Annotated in this window: 15 protein-coding genes and 1 other annotated feature; of the genes, 14 read left to right on the top strand and 1 reads right to left on the bottom strand. The window is 55.7% G+C overall.

Annotated elements, in window-relative coordinates; translation table 11 throughout:
• The first annotated feature begins 239 nt into the window (after positions 1-239).
• Together C7820_RS12585 and C7820_RS12580 are read left to right on the top strand one after the other, a co-directional pair.
• Complete coding sequence (locus tag C7820_RS12585) at positions 240-1,250, top strand: acrylyl-CoA reductase family protein (RefSeq protein WP_116231203.1); 1,011 nt, start codon at positions 240-242, stop codon at positions 1,248-1,250.
• 99 nt (positions 1,251-1,349) lie between these two features.
• Positions 1,350-1,859, top strand: a complete 510-nt coding sequence (locus C7820_RS12580; RefSeq protein ID WP_076167956.1) for a hypothetical protein — start codon at positions 1,350-1,352, stop codon at positions 1,857-1,859.
• Positions 1,860-1,933: 74 nt separating this feature from the next.
• Here the strand turns inward: C7820_RS12580 and C7820_RS12575 are convergent, their stop codons facing one another.
• A complete protein-coding gene (locus C7820_RS12575) occupies positions 1,934-2,455 on the bottom strand; it encodes a MogA/MoaB family molybdenum cofactor biosynthesis protein (protein WP_105443585.1) in 522 nt (173 codons plus the stop codon).
• Positions 2,456-2,666: 211 nt separating this feature from the next.
• On the opposite strand from C7820_RS12575, the gene C7820_RS12570 reads away from it, so the two are divergent.
• The 12 genes from C7820_RS12570 (at position 2,667) to C7820_RS12515 (ending at position 15,992) form a co-directional block, all read left to right on the top strand.
• The gene (locus C7820_RS12570) at positions 2,667-3,791 is read left to right on the top strand and encodes a CobW family GTP-binding protein (protein WP_116231202.1); all 1,125 of its coding nucleotides are present in this window, start codon (positions 2,667-2,669) and stop codon (positions 3,789-3,791) included.
• Positions 3,792-3,868: 77 nt separating this feature from the next.
• On the top strand, positions 3,869-4,207 hold the full coding sequence (locus tag C7820_RS12565; RefSeq protein WP_076169531.1) for a four-helix bundle copper-binding protein: 339 nt from the start codon (positions 3,869-3,871) through the stop codon (positions 4,205-4,207).
• A 167-nt stretch (positions 4,208-4,374) separates the two neighbouring features.
• Positions 4,375-6,288 carry an OPT family oligopeptide transporter gene (locus tag C7820_RS12560; RefSeq protein WP_116231201.1) on the top strand — a complete coding sequence of 638 codons (1,914 nt, stop codon included), beginning with the start codon at positions 4,375-4,377 and terminating at the stop codon, positions 6,286-6,288.
• A 4-nt stretch (positions 6,289-6,292) separates the two neighbouring features.
• Complete coding sequence (locus C7820_RS12555) at positions 6,293-6,691, top strand: PqqD family protein (protein ID WP_116231200.1); 399 nt, start codon at positions 6,293-6,295, stop codon at positions 6,689-6,691.
• 83 nt (positions 6,692-6,774) lie between these two features.
• Positions 6,775-7,025 (top strand) — a binding site (T-box leader).
• Positions 7,026-7,085: 60 nt separating this feature from the next.
• Positions 7,086-8,786, top strand: coding sequence for an arginine--tRNA ligase (gene argS, locus C7820_RS12550; RefSeq protein WP_116231199.1), 1,701 nt, complete (start codon positions 7,086-7,088; stop codon positions 8,784-8,786).
• Positions 8,787-8,815: 29 nt separating this feature from the next.
• Positions 8,816-9,769, top strand: a complete 954-nt coding sequence (locus C7820_RS12545) for an ABC transporter ATP-binding protein (RefSeq protein ID WP_116231198.1) — start codon at positions 8,816-8,818, stop codon at positions 9,767-9,769.
• Positions 9,766-10,476, top strand: a complete 711-nt coding sequence (locus tag C7820_RS12540) for a hypothetical protein (protein ID WP_116231197.1) — start codon at positions 9,766-9,768, stop codon at positions 10,474-10,476. Before C7820_RS12545 ends, C7820_RS12540 begins: the two co-directional genes overlap by 4 nt.
• 162 nt (positions 10,477-10,638) lie before the next feature.
• The gene (locus tag C7820_RS12535) at positions 10,639-11,121 is read left to right on the top strand and encodes a hypothetical protein (RefSeq protein ID WP_116231196.1); all 483 of its coding nucleotides are present in this window, start codon (positions 10,639-10,641) and stop codon (positions 11,119-11,121) included.
• An 88-nt stretch (positions 11,122-11,209) separates the two neighbouring features.
• Entirely contained in the window at positions 11,210-12,166 is a 957-nt protein-coding gene (locus C7820_RS12530) for a protease complex subunit PrcB family protein (RefSeq protein ID WP_116231195.1), read from the top strand.
• A 260-nt stretch (positions 12,167-12,426) separates the two neighbouring features.
• On the top strand, positions 12,427-13,317 hold the full coding sequence (locus tag C7820_RS12525; RefSeq protein WP_244169236.1) for an ABC transporter permease: 891 nt from the start codon (positions 12,427-12,429) through the stop codon (positions 13,315-13,317).
• 70 nt (positions 13,318-13,387) lie between these two features.
• Positions 13,388-14,254 (top strand): carbohydrate ABC transporter permease, encoded by an 867-nt coding sequence (locus C7820_RS12520; RefSeq protein ID WP_089550132.1) that lies wholly within the window; start codon positions 13,388-13,390, stop codon positions 14,252-14,254.
• A gap of 61 nt (positions 14,255-14,315) precedes the next feature.
• Entirely contained in the window at positions 14,316-15,992 is a 1,677-nt protein-coding gene (locus C7820_RS12515) for an extracellular solute-binding protein (protein WP_116231194.1), read from the top strand.
• The last annotated feature ends 165 nt before the right edge of the window (positions 15,993-16,157 follow it).

Below are 16,157 nucleotides of genomic sequence, written 5' to 3'. Positions count from 1 at the left end.
TTATTTCTCGGGAAAGCGCAGAATCAGGCATACTCCGATGCACTTCCCGATCATTCGACAGCTGTGGAAATTGCACGGTAGTTGATGACTGGCTTGGCCATGCCAAGCTCCCAACATTTCATGCCGTGAACTATTTGGCACCGGGAGGACAGGGCATCGGGTTTCGACCTTAGACCGTATTTTGAAAGGGACCACGGACAGCGGTATAATATGGACAATCTTAAGGAGGGACGACGCATATGGAAAAGTTTCAGGCATTTATGGTCCGAAAAGATGATGATGGCGGATTCCGGAGCGGGATCGAAACGCTGACCGAGGGTCAGCTGCCGCCGGGTGATGTGACGATCCGCGTTCATTATTCGGGAGTGAATTACAAGGACGGATTGGCAAGCCTGCCCGATGGGAAGGTCGTCTCGAGGTATCCGATGGTGCCGGGCATTGACCTTGCTGGCGTAGTCACGCATTCGGAGCACCCGGCGTTTAAGCCCGGAGACCAGGTGCTGTGCACAGGGTACGGTGTAGGGACCGACCACTTTGGAGGATTCAGCGAATACGCCCGCCTTAAAGGTGAGTGGCTGGTACATCTTCCGGAGGGACTCAGCATGCGTGATGTTATGGGAATCGGGACGGCCGGGTTTACCGCCGCCTTGTCGGTAGATGCGTTGATCCGGAGCGGCCTCACGCCGGACAGCGGAGAGGTGCTGGTGACCGGAGCTACGGGCGGTGTTGGCAGCTTTGCCGTCAGCATATTGTCCCGGCTCGGATATCAAGTGACTGCCAGCACAGGCAAGCTGGAGGCCCAGAAGGATTGGCTCACCGGGCTTGGGGCGAGCGCCGTGGTCGGGAGGGAAGAGATTTCCGCCCCGGTTCAAGGCGTGCTGTCCAAGAGTCGCTGGGCCGGCGTGGTCGACCCTGTCGGGGGTCCACAGCTGGGGACGCTGCTGAAAAGCGTGAAATACGGCGGCGGCATCGCCCTTTCCGGATTGACCGGAGGAACGGCGTTCGACAGTACGGTTCATCCTTTTATCCTGCGCGGCATCAACCTGCTCGGGATCGATTCCGTGTTCTGTCCGATGGAAACCCGGAGCCGGGTCTGGAAGCTGCTCGGATCGGCGTGGAAGCCGGAGACGGCTTTGTCCCAAGGATTAACCGAATGCGGATTGAGCGACCTTCCGGGCGTCTTGGAGGCTATTCTGCGCGGAAAAGCTGTGGGGCGGACGCTGCTCCGCTTGGAATCTTTGTCCGAGTGAACCGCGCTGCATAAACCGTTTGCTTTGATGGCATTCTAACCCTATATCATCTTAGTGCCGCTACAATCGGCAACAGGAATCTGGAAGGGATGAACCATCATGAAGAAACGGGTAGCGGGAGTTCTGGCCGGTGTGCTGGTTACAGCCGCCATGGCCGGATGCGATTCGCATGAAGTCGTCAAAAAAGAAACGAAACTATATAATATGCAGTCTTATTCGGAGGGAAACCTTCGTGCGCAATCCCAAGGCAAAGGGCTGAACGGCAAGTTTCTGAAGGAGATGCAGATTCAGTTCGGGCATGAAGGGGTCCCTCTGACCCATGAGATGTACGCGGAGGACGGGAGAGGCAATATCAGTTATATGTACATGATCGCCGGCAATCCGCTGCAGTATATTACGCTGCATGTCTTTTCAAACGAAGCGGAGCGGATCGAGCGGATTCATAACTGGTACGGTGACCAAAAATTGATCGATACGCCGCGATCCCGGACGGTCATCTATAACTATTCTACCGCTTCGCTGATTTACACGTCCTCCGGCAAAGAGAAGGGCAAATACGACCCGGAAGTGAAAAAGGTGTTTAATTCCCTGATCGAACGGATGAAATAATTTAGGGAAAAAAAACGAAATGCCGGACTCATCGCAGATGAGCCGGCATTTTTGTATTTACGTTCACCAGCAGTCTATTCCTTCTTGTAAATTTCCCGCATGACATGCCGGAGCTCCGGCACGATGATCTTTTCTAATGCCAGCTTGACGGCCCCTCTGGATCCCGGCATGGAAAAGACGGCCGTCTTACCGACCGTACCGGCGATGGCCCGGCTCAGAATCGCTGCCGCCCCGATATCCTCTGTATAACTCAGGTACCGGAATATTTCTCCAAAGCCGGGCATTTCCTTGTCCAGCAGGGAAGAGACCGCCTCGTACGTCGTGTCTCTCGGCGAAATGCCGGTTCCCCCGGTGAGCAGCAGAGCCTCGACATCCGGCCGCGCTGACGCTGCGTGCACCAGCTCGCGGATGCCCTCGTAATCGTCCGCCACTATGGTATAATCGGCAATCCGGTAGCCTGCTTCCTCCAGCAGGGAGATCATCAGCTGCCCGCCGGTATCGGTTTCTTTGGTACGGGTATCCGAGACGGTCACGACCATGCAGGACACCGTCGCGGGTGCCTGGCTTCGATGCTCGTCCACTGACTTCATGTTCATACGTTATCAACTCCTCGATCTTTTCTGGCTATTTCACTAGGATAGTCTTTTCCAGAATGCCTTGCAAGTTGAAGGCAACAACGGCAGTGACTGAGCAGTGGAAAGCTACAGGGGGCGGCAGGTGAGGGGAAAAGGAGTGCCTTGCGGCAGTGCTCGGTGCTGTAGTACACTGTGCTAGTCATGCAAGGAAGGATAACGGAGGAGATATCATATGAGCCAAACGACGCCAATTTACATACTGTCCGGATTTCTCGGTAGCGGAAAAACGACATTACTGCAGCAGCTGATAGACCATTGGCAGGGCGAGGGATTGCTGCCGGCGGTCATCATGAACGAGGTCGGTGACGTGAACCTCGACGGGCTGCAGGTGCAGGAGCAGGTCCCGATGACGGAAATGCTGAGCGGCTGCATCTGCTGCTCGATCCGCGGGGACTTGAGCGGGGAAATCGCCGGTCTGATCCAGCGCGAGGCACCGGATGTCATCGTGGTCGAAGCGACGGGCATCGCCAATCCAATGGAAATTTTGGAGGGGGTGTCCGAGGCAGCTCTCTATTTGCCGATCGACCTGAGGGGCATCATGACGGTCGTGGACTCCGCTCATTTGCTGGAGCTTTACAACGTTCAGAAGGGCAAAACCTACCGGCTCATGCAGGAACAGATCCGCTGTGCATCGGCATTGATCCTGAACAAAATGGACAGGGTCAAAGAAGAGGAGGAAGACCTGCTGCAAAGCATTGTTGAACGCTGGAACGGATACGCTGTTGTGTGGAAGGCGGTCCGGTGCCGGGTGGACATCCCGGCGCTGCTTGATGCTCTGGGAGGAGTCAAGGCAGACTGGACTCGCGCGGCGGACAATGAGAGCAAGCAGGCTTTGGGAGAGCTTGTACCGCAAAATGGCAGGGAGCAGAACGCCGAACCGCACGGTGAATCAGCTTCGGATCATGGCGGGGAATCGCAACCTTTGCATCACCGGCATCAAGCCCATAAATCGCACAACCATGAATCACATGCACATGAATCGCATGCACATGAATCGCATGATCATGTTATGGTTTACACCCATTATTTTAAAGGTCCCGTTGAGAGCCTGGCCTTTGAACGGTTGATCGCCAATCTTCCGCGGGACGTGTACCGGGCCAAAGGTGTGCTGACCTTCAGCGATACGGCCAGCCGCTTCCTATTCCAATATGCCTTCCGGGAGTCCGATTTTATGAAAATCACCCCGCAGGGAAATGTTCCGGATGTTGCGGTTTTCATCGGCGAGCACTTTTCGCGGAGTGAGCTCGAACAGGCTCTGCTCAGCCTCGAACAAGGCGGGCTGCGGGAGACAGACTGAATTTTCCTGGTTATAACGCCTCCCAAACGGTTAATAGATGTGCAGAGCAATCAATCACGGGAGGTAGATCGATCATGATGAATCAGGAACAACAGTACAAGGATTGTATCGAAGCCTGTTTGCAGTGCATGAATGCCTGTAATGTGTGTTATGTGTCCAGTCTGAAGGAGTATGAGCTCGCCATGCTGCGTGAATGCATCCGTCTGGACCGGGAATGCGCGGATATTTGCGATTTGGCGGCGCAGTCGATGCTTCGCCACAGCCCGTTTGTGACGCAGATCTGCGAGCTGTGTATCACGGCCTGCGAAGCGTGCGCCGAAGAATGCAGCAAGCACGAGCACGATCACTGCCAGGCCTGCGCCGAGGCCTGCCGCCGCTGCGCCGAAGCCTGCCGGCAAATGCTCGTCGCGGCCTGACCGATCATTATACAGCATTGAACGACTGCCTGATTGCCGGGGGATGACCCGGCGGTCAGGCTTTTTTCGTTTCAGGGTTACACCTCCGTCTATGCGATTGTTTTTCCATGGATCCGGGTAACATATGAATGGTTACTACAACCTGTATCGGCAGAAGGGAGAACAACATGGACAAGCAAAGCACCAAGGAATCTTCAAGCTTTATCCCCTACATACCTGCATCCAGAACACTGCCGGAACTTACGGTGCTGGCCGTCATTCTGGGCATCATCCTGGCGGTTGTTTTCGCAGCTGCCAACGCCTACCTGGGACTTAAAATCGGACTGACGGTCAGCGCATCCATTCCAGCCGCCGTCATATCGCTCGGTGTCCTGCGAGGATTGTTTAAGAGAAAATCGATTTTGGAAAACAATATCGTGCAAACGATGACGACAGCGGGCGAGGCGGTGGCAGCCGGGGCGATCTTTACTCTGCCCGCCCTGTATATGTGGAATCAAGTCCCGGGCATCGGAACCGTCAGCTTCATCGTGCTCGTCGGGGGATTTTTGGGCGTCGCGATGATGATCCCGCTGCGCCGGCTGCTGATCGTCAATGAGCATCAGACGCTGCCTTACCCGGAAGGCACCGCCTGCGCCGAAGTACTCATATCGGGAGAAACCGGCGGCAAGAGCGCAAAAATGGTGCTGTACGGATTTATCGCCGGCGGGCTGGTGAAAGCGCTGGGTGATGGCTTCAAGTGGTTCAAGACCGAGATCGAGACCGGCATTTCCCGGTTTAAAAACGCGGTCATCGGCATGGATACATACCCTGCGCTGCTTGGCGTTGGCTACATTATCGGTCCGGCGATTTCGGGGCAGATGCTTGCCGGCGGGATCATGGCCTGGCTCGTGATGATTCCGATGATCGGCTTTTTCGGCGGAGGCGCACAAGCTGTGCTGTCACCGGCCGAAGCGCCGATTTCGCAGCTGGACGCCTGGGGCATCTGGGAGGGTTACATCCGCTACATTGGCGCGGGCGCAGTGGCGGCAGGGGGATTGATCACGCTGGTCAAAACCCTGCCCATGCTGTTCAGTTCGCTGGCGGCAACTTTGTCCGGCTTGAGCAAACGAGACGGGCAGAAGGTGACGCTTGTCCGCACCCAGTTTGATATTCCCGGCTTTTGGGTGACGATCATGATTGCGCTTCTCGTCATTATCATCGCGTTTGCCCCGCTGACCGACGTGGGGATCATTGGCGCGATCGCCATCGCCATTTTCGGCTTTTTGTTCGTAACGGTCGCTTCCCGGATTGTTGGCCTGGTGGGGAGCTCCTCTTCACCCGTGTCCGGCATGACGATTGCGACGCTGCTCATCGTAACGTTTATTTTTAAGATGACCGGGTTATCAGGTATGGGCGGAATGATCGCCGCACTGACGGTTGGAGCGATCGTCTGCGTTGCGTTGGCTGTGGCCGGGGACATTTCCCAGGATTTGAAAACAGGTTACCTCGTGGGCGGGACGCCTTGGAAGCAGCAGGTGGCCATGATGATCGGGGTACTCGTATCCGGTCTGGTGATCGGCTTCATTCTGTCCGTGCTGAACGAAAGCTACGGACTCGGATCCGAGCAGCTCCCTGCGCCGAAGGCCGTATTGATGCGGCTGATCGTGGAGGGGATCATGTCGAACAATTTGCCGTGGGAGCTGATTTTTATCGGTGCGGCTTCGGCGGTTGTGTTCGAGTTCCTGGGTCTCAACTCGCTGACCGTAGCGGTCGGCATCTACCTGCCGATTCATGTCAGCACCCCGATCATGGTCGGCGGTATCGTTCGCTGGTTTGTGGAATGGCGATCGCGGAAGGACGCCGGATTGCTCAAAGCCAGGGTGGAAACGGGGACGCTGCTGGCTTCGGGCCTGATCGCCGGCGAATCGCTGATCGGGGTGATCATTGCGATCCTGATCTGGCTCGGCGTTCCGATTCCGGGAGAAGTTCTGGTCTCCAGCAATGTGCTTCCGCTGGTCGTTTTCCTGCTTGTCGTCTTGATGCTGGCCTGGATCTCTCTCCGGCAAAAGAAAGAGTCCGTCGTGACGAAGCGGGAGGTGTAGCAACATGCTGGGCTACCGGAAAAAGCGGAAGGACGCCGCGGGAATACCGATCAACTTGCTGGACTTGGTTCCGGTGCTGCATTCGAAGGTGAAGTGGGAGAAGACCGAAGGGATCGTGACGTTGTCCGTGCCGCGGGAGGGATGGTTGGCCCGCCAGTCGGTCAAATGGCTGAAGCAGCCGGCGGTCGTCCAGATCCGGCTGGATGCGCTGGGCAGTGAAGTGGCCGCCTGCTGCGACGGTTCCCACTCGATGGCGGATATCGCAGGCAAGCTCCATGCCCGGTTCGGCGAGCAGGCGGAGCCGCTGCTGCCAAGGCTGGCCAGGTTTATCGAGCTGCTGGAAATGAACGATTTGGCCGTATGCCGTCCCGGCGATTCCTGCCAACGGGCACAGGATGCATAAGAGGTAACATGAACAGGCAATCCTGCGGCAGGAAATTGGGGTGTTGCATTCTTTGCTGTCCCCCGTGTATACTATTGGAAAATTGAACGTCATGGAACGGGAGAGTAGTGAAGCGTAAGAGCATCAAGCGAGCCGGGGATGGTGGAAGCCGGTATGCCGCGCCTTCATGAAGCGCACCCGGGAGACGGCCTTTTGAACGATAACCGCAAGATGGGTGCGGAGTAGAGAGGTCCGGTTAGCCGCCGTTACAGGCTTCAAGGGAAACGGATGCCGTGCTGGCGCATGGGCCGTTTACTTAGAGTGGTACCGCGGGAATTCGGCTCTCGTCTCTATATTAGAGACGGGGGCTTTTTTAATTTCTGATAGTCGTTACGATATGGAAAGGATGATTGTTATGTTACAGGAATGGATCGCGTCGGCGCTCGAGCCGCACGTGCCGTGGACGAAGCAGCAAATCGAGGACCTGCTGGAAATCCCGCCGCAGCCGCAGATGGGGGATGTCGCTTTCCCATGCTTTACGCTGGCCAAAACGTTTAAAAAATCGCCTGCGGACATCGCCAAAGAGCTGGCTGCCCAATTTGACGGGCGAAACGGAATACAGGCGGAGGCCGCCGGCCCTTATGTCAACTTCAGGCTGGACCGGAAGCGTTATGAACAGCAAATCATGGACGAGTTGACGTCATCGCATCATAGACCGAACCTGGGAAAAGGAGAAAAAGTGCTCATCGACATGTCCTCGCCGAACATCGCGAAGCCGATGGGCATCGGGCATCTGCGCTCCACGATGATCGGTGCTGCCCTGTACAACATGTACAAATTGGCAGGGTACGACGTCGCCAGCATCAACCATCTGGGAGACTGGGGCACGCAGTTCGGCAAGCAAATCGCCGCTTACAAACGCTGGGGGAACGATGAAGCCATTGCGGCCAATCCGATCAAGGAATCGCTGAAGCTCTACGTTCGGTTTCATGAGGAAGCACCCCATGATGAGACGCTGGAGCCGGAGGCCAGGGACTGGTTCCGGAAGCTGGAATCCGGGGATGAGGAAGCTTACCGGCTGTGGAAATATTTCGTGGACGTCAGCTTGGAGGAGTTTCAGCGGATGTACGACCGCCTTGGCGTCAGCTTCGACTATACGCTCGGGGAAAGCTTTTACAACGACAAGATGGGTGCCGTCGTGGATCAGCTGCGCGACCAGCATCTGCTCGAAGAGAGCGAGGGCGCGCTGGTCGTGCGCCTGGATGAGGAGGGGATGCCGCCTTGCCTGATCATCAAAACGGACGGAACGACCATCTACCCGACGCGTGACCTGGCAACCGCCCTTTACCGGCACGATGTCTTGAAAGGCGACAAGCTGCTGTATGTCGTGGGCGGCGAGCAGAGGCTGCACTTTCAGCAGGTGTTTGCCGTGCTGCGCCGGATGGGGGCAGACTGGGTGGATCAATGCGAGCATGTGCCGTTTGGCCTGATGCGCTTTGAAGGAAAGAAAATGTCAACCCGCCGCGGCAAGATCGTCTATCTTGAGGAAGTGCTGGATGAGGCGGTTGCCCGGGCATTGCAAATCATCGAAGAGAAAAACAGCAGCCTCGAGCATAAGGAGGAGGTCGCGGAGGCGGTCGGCATCGGGGCGATTATTTTCGGGGACTTGAAAAACAACCGCCAGAACGAAGTGGATTTTTCCCTGGAGGAAGCGCTGAATTTCGACGGGGAGACAGGGCCGTATCTTCAGTACACGTATGCGCGTACCCAAAGCGTGCTGTCCAAAGGACGCACGGCCGGGGAACCGGAGAGTGGAACGGCCGGGCCTGCCCAAGCGGTTAACGGCCAGCTCGGAGATTCCGGATGGGAGCTGCTGAAGCTGCTGACCCGCTTCCCGGACCAGCTGAAGCGCGGGATTCAGAACAACGAGCCGTCGGTGATGGCGCGGTATGCGCTGGATGTAGCTCAAGCGTTCAACCATTTTTACAACAAGGAACGGATTGTCACCGAGGACAGCAGCCTGAGGGAAGCGAGACTGAAGCTGACGGAGCTGACGGGCTCTTCATTAGCGAGAACGATGCATCTGCTCGGATTAAAAACGCCGCAGCGGATGTGACGCCATTTGTTGAACGGGGGGAGAGTTGGTTGGCTGTACAGGAGCAAGAAAGCGGCCGGCGGAACACGCCGGCGGAGATCATCCTCCGGCTGGAGGATGTCAGCAAACGCTACGACCGCCGGGCAGTGATTGAGCATATGACGCTCGAAATCGCCAAAGGGGAGTGTACGGCGCTGGTCGGGAAAAACGGCTCGGGCAAAAGCACGCTGCTGCGCTTGCTGGCCGGATTATCCCGTCCTACCGAGGGAAGACGGCGGATGGAGGGCGTCCGAAGACCCACGATTGGACTTGTCGCCGAGAAGTTTCCGGCGCTGCCGTTTACGCCGGGCGAGTATTTGATGAGCATGGGCATTACGCGAGGGATGGACAAGCGGACCGTCCAGTCGGAAATATCCGAATGGCTCAAGAGACTGGGGATGGATTCGTACAGGGATGTTCGAATGTGCCATTTTTCGAAAGGCATGCTGCAGAAGATCAATCTGGTTCAGGCGGTGATGGGGAAACCAAGGCTTCTGCTGCTGGATGAGCCTTTGTCCGGGATCGACACCCCCTCGCAGAAAGAGGTGGTCCGCCTGCTGATGGACATCAAGGGGATGGGGACCGCGATGGTCATGTCCGTCCATGAGCCGGAGCTGATCAACCAAATGGCCGATCGTATCGTACTGCTTGAGAACGGAAAGATCGTTAAGGAGGAGCGCGGGTTCCGCATAGAAACGGTCCGGTATGCGACTATTGTTTTTCATGGAGATCCGATACGCGTCCGCCAGTCTTTAGAGGGGATCGGCGATAGGGAAGTGGCTTGGGTAAAAGAGGGGGCGGAATCCGAGATTCATGTAAGAACGGACTTGAGCGATCATGTGCTGCAGCGGATCCTTAACGGTGGCGGTCATATCGTATCCGTTTCGCAGCACGAACCGTCCGAAGTGGATCTAGGCGAGCTGCTCAAGACTGCGGCGGCTGCCTTAGAAGGAGGAACGCTATGATTCGTCTCGCTTCTTTTTTACTTGCCAGCTACATCCGGTCTTACCGATACTTTGCTCCTGTGGGGAGCATGCTGATTGCGATGATGCTTTTGTACTCCTACAAGCCGAATCCGGTGATGGACAGCTATGCGGTCACTTCCGCATTTCTGTTTGTTGGCGGGGCATGGTTGTCGTTCAGCTTCCTGAATCATGCGGGCGCCGTATTGGAACAGCTCAGCGTAATTCACGCAGGGAGCATGCGGAAATATGCTGCAAGCCAAATGCTGGCCCTGCTCGCCGTCATCGTCTTTTTAAGCGCATTTTTCCTGCTGTATCCTGTGGTGATGAACATGTTCGCCGAAACGGTCAGCGCACGGCAGTGGCTTATCGCGTCTTCCGGGCATCTGGCATTGGGCATGCTGGGCGCAGGCATCAGCTATTTCCTTCAAGCCGCTTACATCCGCAATATCAGCCGCGCGACGGCGATTTTGCTGATCATCGTCATTTTATCGATTGGGGCGAGGCAGTTTGCGGCCAAGCTGCCCGAAGGGTTATCCTGGATCCGCTGGGCCTTCCCTCCGGTGGCTGAAATGATCGACACCCTGATGCGAAGTGATACCGCTCTTCTTACAGGCGTATGGGGAGTCATCGGGTATACATACCTGTATGCTTTTGCTCTGGCCGCAGCCTATTGGATATTCTCCGCATACCGTGATGCCGGAACATAGGCTGATACATTGGGCTTTTCCCAGAACATTGGAACCGTTGATTTCCTTCTACCCCCGGGTTGTGATTGGGCCGTAAGCACGGTAACATGGAGATAGGTCTGTCCGATCAGGAATTTGTACATAAGAGGTTGAACCTCGGCAGCAGGAGTCAGGAGGAAAAGCATGAAATCAGTCGGTCTACAAGGTATCGAGCAGCAATCGAAGGAACTGTTCGCGTATTTCGGCTTGGCCGTATACTATTCGCAGGCATTGGAGCAGCAGCTGACCAATCTGCTGATGCTGATGAAGCTGTCGAAGGGGGAGGTTCCCTCCGAAGAGGAATTGACCGAGCTGTACCGCCGCAAGCTCAGCAGTTCCCTGGGCCAGCTCGTCAACGAAATCCGGCATCACTTTCCTTTTACGGAAGAAGAGACGCTTCTATTAAAAGAGGTATGGAAGCAGCGGAATTATATCGTTCACGATTATTTCAAGGAACGGATCAAGGAGACGTTCACGCCGGACGGGCGCGCACGGATGATCCGCGAGCTGACCGCTTTTCGGGATCAAGCCCAGGAGCTCGAGCAGAAGCTGCAGGGGTACACGAATGAATTATACGTCAAGCTGGGGCTGGAGAATGATCAGCCGGGAGTTTCCAATAAGCACTGACTCGTCATAAAATAGGCATTCCGGCCTACGGGCATATTGAAACATTTGCGGGAGGTTCCCCGTCTGAGAGGCTGAGGAGGTGATTTGGATGAAAATCACAAAGAAATGGGCTGCGTTCATGGTGGCGGCAGGCTGTCTGGTGTCGGCGTCTTCCGCGTATGCGTTCTCGGATCTGCCGAATAAGCAGCAGGAGGGTATCGCCGAAGCGCTGCAAACGCAAGGGGTCATTCACGGCATTTCCGCGGACCGGTTCGGTCCGGCCGAGCCGTTGACGGCAGCCCAAAGCGTGCAGATGCTGGTGAAAGCGATGAAGCTTCAGCCGGATGCAGGTGCAGCGAACGCCGGGACGCTGGCGGTTCCATCCACAGCCTGGTATGCTCAAGCAGCCGAAACGGCGCTGGATCACGGGATTGTGGCATCGACCATCGGCGGCTGGAACGACAAGGTCACGAAGGAAGAGTTCGCGCAGATGCTCTACAAAGCCGTTACCGCTACCGGCGACTACCCGCTGATCAAAATGTACGTCACGGTCCAGGATGAGAACGACATGGCTTCCGGATCGCGGGAAGCCGTCCAGTTTCTGCTCCTTACCCACATAGCCGAGCTAGATGCGCAGCAGAAGTTCCATCCAAGGGACAACATCACCCGGATGGAGGCGGCGGAGATGGTCTATCACGCCATGAATTTCGTTGCTTCGCATCAGCCGGTAAATCAGCCGGAGAACGATGACCAGGTCGCTGTCAGTGTTGAGAAGGTTAACGACCAGGTGAACCGGATCGTCCTTACCAAAGAGGACATGCCGAATCCGGGGTACGGCCTCAAGATCGACCGGATCGAATTCGTCTCGGAAGGAAAGGCGGTCGCCTATTACACCGTCACGAAACCCGCCCCCGGCATGATGTATCCGCAGGTCATTTCCACGGCCAAGGCTTCCTTTTACATGGACAGCAAAATTCAGGTCAGCGTCAAGCAAACCGGCGGCGGCCTCGGTGCGGGCATTTCCCTGAAGGGATCGCTCGAAGAGATGCCTTCCGTTACCCAATAAACAATGTATCGTATCGTCCGCACATCGCGGTGATACTGGATCCCCCTGCTTTCCGGAATACCGGAGACAGGGGGATTTTTTTGCGGCTGGATCAAGAATAGGAATATTCCGGTTAAAAGTATCATTTTTCGTTGACGAGGCAAATAGTATCGCGGCACCCATCCCGTTTACAATGTTGGCAAGGGGGGAAGAGGATGTCGCAGCTTGCGAACAGCGTGCCCATCACCGAGAGGAGGAAAAAGCGGGGATTGGCTTACCGGATGCTCAGGCAGTGGGATATTCAGCTGATGGTCATACCGGCGCTCATTTTGATTTTTATTTTTTCATACATACCGATGTACGGCGTACTGATGGCTTTTCAGGACTATAACATTTTTAACGGGTTTTGGAACAGTCCGTGGGTGGGATTCAAGCATTTCAGCATGTTTTTTCATGCACCGGAGTTTTGGACGATTCTGCGCAATACGATCATCATCAGCCTGCTGAAGTTTGGTATCGGGTTTCCCGCGCCGATCATTCTGGCCCTGATGCTGAACGAAGTCAGGCAAATGTTCTTCAAAAGGGTCGTTCAGACGATCAGCTACCTGCCACACTTTCTGTCCTGGGTGATCGTAGCCGGGTTTGCTATGTCGATCCTGTCCACGGATAACGGCAGCCTGAACATCCTGCTGCAGAAGCTGCATTTGATTAAGGAGCCGATCGGCTTTTTGGGACGGGCGGAGTATTTCTGGGGCATTATCGTCTCGACCAGCGTTTGGAAGGAGATCGGATTCAATTCGATCGTGTATCTGGCGGCGATCGCAGGGATCAACCCCAGCCTGTATGAGGCGGCGTCGATCGACGGAGCGGGAAGGGTCAAGCAGGTGTTCATGATCACGATCCCGTCCATCATGCCGGTGGTCGTCATCTTTATGATCCTGGCGATTGGCAATCTGCTGAGCGCCGGCTTTGAAGACATTCTCCTGCTCGGGGCAAATCCGGTGCTGCGGGATGTGGCCAGCGTCATCGATACCTATGTGTACCGGGTAGGCATCACGAACCAGCGCTACTCGTACGCCACGGCGGTGGGCTTGTTCAAGGCTGTGATCAGCGTCGGCCTGCTGACCTTTGCCAACTACTTTGCCCGCAGGTCGGGAAACAGCTTGTGGTAAGCGCGGGAGACACCGCAGGAAACAGGGAGGCTGCAGTATTGTGAAATATACAAGTACCGGTGACCGGATCATGATGGTCTTCATTTATTTGCTGCTTATTTTACTGGGATTCAGCACATTCTACCCGTTCTGGAACGGACTGGTCATTTCGCTGAACAACGGCATGGACACGGCACTCGGCGGGATCACGTTCTGGCCGCGGGTATGGTCGCTGGAAAATTACCGGGTCGTCTTTCAGGATGACCGGATTGCCAACGCGTTTCTGATCAGCGTGCTCCGGACGGTCGTCGGCACCATTCTGTCGGTGCTGTGCACCGCCATCTTCGCCTACGGCATGACGAAGAAGGAGCTGATCGGCCGCAAGTTTTACATGCTGATGTGCGTCGTGACGATGTATTTCGGCGGCGGGCTCATTCCGACGTTTCTCGTCGTCCGCGGTCTGGGCTTGATGAATTCGTTCTGGGTGTTTATCATCCCGGGTCTGATCAGCGTATGGAACATGATCATCTTCCGGACGTTTTTCATGGGGCTTCCCGGAGGCCTGGAGGAATCGGCCAAAATCGACGGCTGCGGCAACTGGGCCACTTTTTTCCGGATTATCCTGCCGCTGTCGGGACCGGTCATCGCCACGCTCGGGCTGTTCACCGCGGTCGCTCATTGGAATGAGTGGTTTCTGCCCAGCATTTACATCACCAACGAGAAGCTGCTGCCGATCCAATCCATGCTTCAGCAGATACTGAGCACGAATATTATGACCGAGCAGATGTCCAAGCTGGACTCGGCTGCCCAGAGCAGGCTCGAAACGATGAAAAGCGTGACGACCAAGTCGCTTTCAATGGCGACGATGATGGTGGCGACGCTGCCGATTATCGCTGTGTACCCGTTTGTGCAGAAGTATTTCGTGAAGGGCGTCATGGTGGGATCGTTGAAGGAGTAGGGTTTGGAGCGATTGCTGCTTTGAACATAAATTTGACAATAGGGAAAAGGGGTTATCACGCATGAAAAGTTGGAGAAGATCGCTGCTCGTGGCCTTGGTGTTCCTGTGCACGACAGCCACGGCACTGGCGGGCTGTTCAGGCGGCGGGGAGAAGACGACCGACGGAGCCGCACCGAAGGCAGAGAGTAAATCCGAAACGAAAGAAGGAAGCGGCAGCGCCTCGGAGCCCTTCCAGCTCGGCAGCGCACCAGTCGACTTTACGTTCTACGGCCACTATGACTGGTATACGATGCCGAACTGGGGCGGGGACGTTGCGAGCAAATGGATTCAGGATAACAAAAAGGTCAATGTCACGGCCATCAACTCCGGCGGCAATGCGGCCCAAAAGCTCAACACGATGATCGCATCCAAAGAGCTGCCTGACGTGATCTGGATGGAGCGCGGCGCCGATGTGGAGCGGCTGCGTGCGGCAGGCATGCTGGTGCCTTATGACGACTATCTGGACAAATATCCGAATTTGAAAAAATGGGCCGGTGACTCGACGCTCAACATGCTCCGCTCAAGTGACGGCAAGCTGTACCAATTCCCGAACTGGTATACCTCGCAGCCTGCGGGCAATGCCGGATACCTGATGAACAGCAAGGTGTACAAAGAGCTTGGCTCGCCAAAGCTGGAGACAACTGACGATCTGTATAACTACCTGAAGAGCGTGAAGGCCAAGTATCCGAACATGGTGCCGTTCGAGCCGGATTTGGCCAAGGACGGGCAGGGGCTTGATATTCTGTACGGGGCGTTCGGGGAAGACCATCCGCCGGTGTATTTGAAAGAGAGAGCCGTGCCGGTCGACAATAAGCTGACGTCCATTTTCCAGGATCCGGTCTACCGCGAGTCCATGCAGTTTGCTTCCAAGCTGTTCCGCGAAAAGCTGATGGCCCAGGACGCATTAACCCAAACGAAAGACCAGATTCTTGAAAAAGCGTACAACGGCCGTTTTGCCATCGCGGCCGGAGCGAGCCCGACGGAATACGGCAGCAAGGGTGACGTGGAGCTCAAGAAAAAGGACCCGACCTCCGGCTACGAAATGATCTGGCCTGTGCATAAGGAAGGGCTGGACAAAAACAAGATATGGACGGGAACCTACAATCAGCTGGGCTGGAACGTGGCCGTCATTACAAAGTCCGCCAAAGATCCGGAGAAGATCTTTGCGTTCCTTGACTGGCTGACCGGAGAAGAAGGAAGCCGGGTCATCATGTGGGGACCTGAAGGAACGCTGTGGCAGGGCACGGATGAAGAAGGATATCCGGTCTTTACCGACACATACACTAACGACATCCAAAAGCGCAGCGATATTATGGATGCGACGGTGAATCTCCAGTGGAACGGCAATACCGTCTATATCGACAAGTCGAAGATGAAATTCGAGAAGACGCTCCCGCCGGAAAAACAAAATTGGGAGAGCCGCTACCAATCCGAAATTACGTGGAAAACGCAGTATAACGCCACCGCCTTCGTCAACCTGAGCCCGCTGCCGGATACCGAAGAAGGTATCATTCAGCAGAGCGTGGACGAAATCTTCTCCGAATCCCGCGCCAAGGCGCTGTACGCGAAGAGCGACGACGAGGTGCTGGCAATTCTGGACCAGGCGCAGAAGGACGCATTGGCAGTCGGATACGACAAACTGCTCGAATACAAGACGCAGAAATGGCAGGAGAACCTGAAAAAAATCGGCGGTCAATAATCTAAATCTAGCATGTTCTAGTATAATGATACTAATTCTTCTATTCGCGAGGATGCCGTCCCGACCCGGGGCGGCTGCTCGCTTCTCCAGCGTCCGGGGCGTATTCAGGGTAGATGGCATGATCGCGTGGGACGGATGAACGGCTGTTTGTCTGAAGCCGGGATC

This window comes from Paenibacillus sp. VMFN-D1, assembly GCF_003386155.1.
Lineage (GTDB): Bacteria > Bacillota > Bacilli > Paenibacillales > Paenibacillaceae > Paenibacillus_AQ > Paenibacillus_AQ favisporus.
This window is presented reverse-complemented; position numbering and strand designations above follow the sequence as displayed.

Bases quoted from the DNA above. Each gene is read 5' to 3' on its own strand.
- C7820_RS12540 (WP_116231197.1), top strand. From the start codon at position 9,766: ATGATTCGTCTCGCTTCTTTTTTACTTGCCAGCTACATCCGGTCTTAC.
- C7820_RS12515 (WP_116231194.1), top strand. From the start codon at position 14,316: ATGAAAAGTTGGAGAAGATCGCTGCTCGTGGCCTTGGTGTTCCTGTGC.
- C7820_RS12560 (WP_116231201.1), top strand. From the start codon at position 4,375: ATGGACAAGCAAAGCACCAAGGAATCTTCAAGCTTTATCCCCTACATA.
- C7820_RS12580 (WP_076167956.1), top strand. From the start codon at position 1,350: ATGAAGAAACGGGTAGCGGGAGTTCTGGCCGGTGTGCTGGTTACAGCC.
- C7820_RS12565 (WP_076169531.1), top strand. From the start codon at position 3,869: ATGAATCAGGAACAACAGTACAAGGATTGTATCGAAGCCTGTTTGCAG.
- C7820_RS12585 (WP_116231203.1), top strand. From the start codon at position 240: ATGGAAAAGTTTCAGGCATTTATGGTCCGAAAAGATGATGATGGCGGA.
- C7820_RS12575 (WP_105443585.1), bottom strand. From the start codon at position 2,455: ATGAACATGAAGTCAGTGGACGAGCATCGAAGCCAGGCACCCGCGACG.
- C7820_RS12520 (WP_089550132.1), top strand. From the start codon at position 13,388: ATGATGGTCTTCATTTATTTGCTGCTTATTTTACTGGGATTCAGCACA.
- C7820_RS12535 (WP_116231196.1), top strand. From the start codon at position 10,639: ATGAAATCAGTCGGTCTACAAGGTATCGAGCAGCAATCGAAGGAACTG.
- C7820_RS12530 (WP_116231195.1), top strand. From the start codon at position 11,210: ATGAAAATCACAAAGAAATGGGCTGCGTTCATGGTGGCGGCAGGCTGT.
- C7820_RS12570 (WP_116231202.1), top strand. From the start codon at position 2,667: ATGAGCCAAACGACGCCAATTTACATACTGTCCGGATTTCTCGGTAGC.
- C7820_RS12525 (WP_244169236.1), top strand. From the start codon at position 12,427: ATGCTCAGGCAGTGGGATATTCAGCTGATGGTCATACCGGCGCTCATT.
- C7820_RS12555 (WP_116231200.1), top strand. From the start codon at position 6,293: ATGCTGGGCTACCGGAAAAAGCGGAAGGACGCCGCGGGAATACCGATC.
- argS (WP_116231199.1), top strand. From the start codon at position 7,086: ATGTTACAGGAATGGATCGCGTCGGCGCTCGAGCCGCACGTGCCGTGG.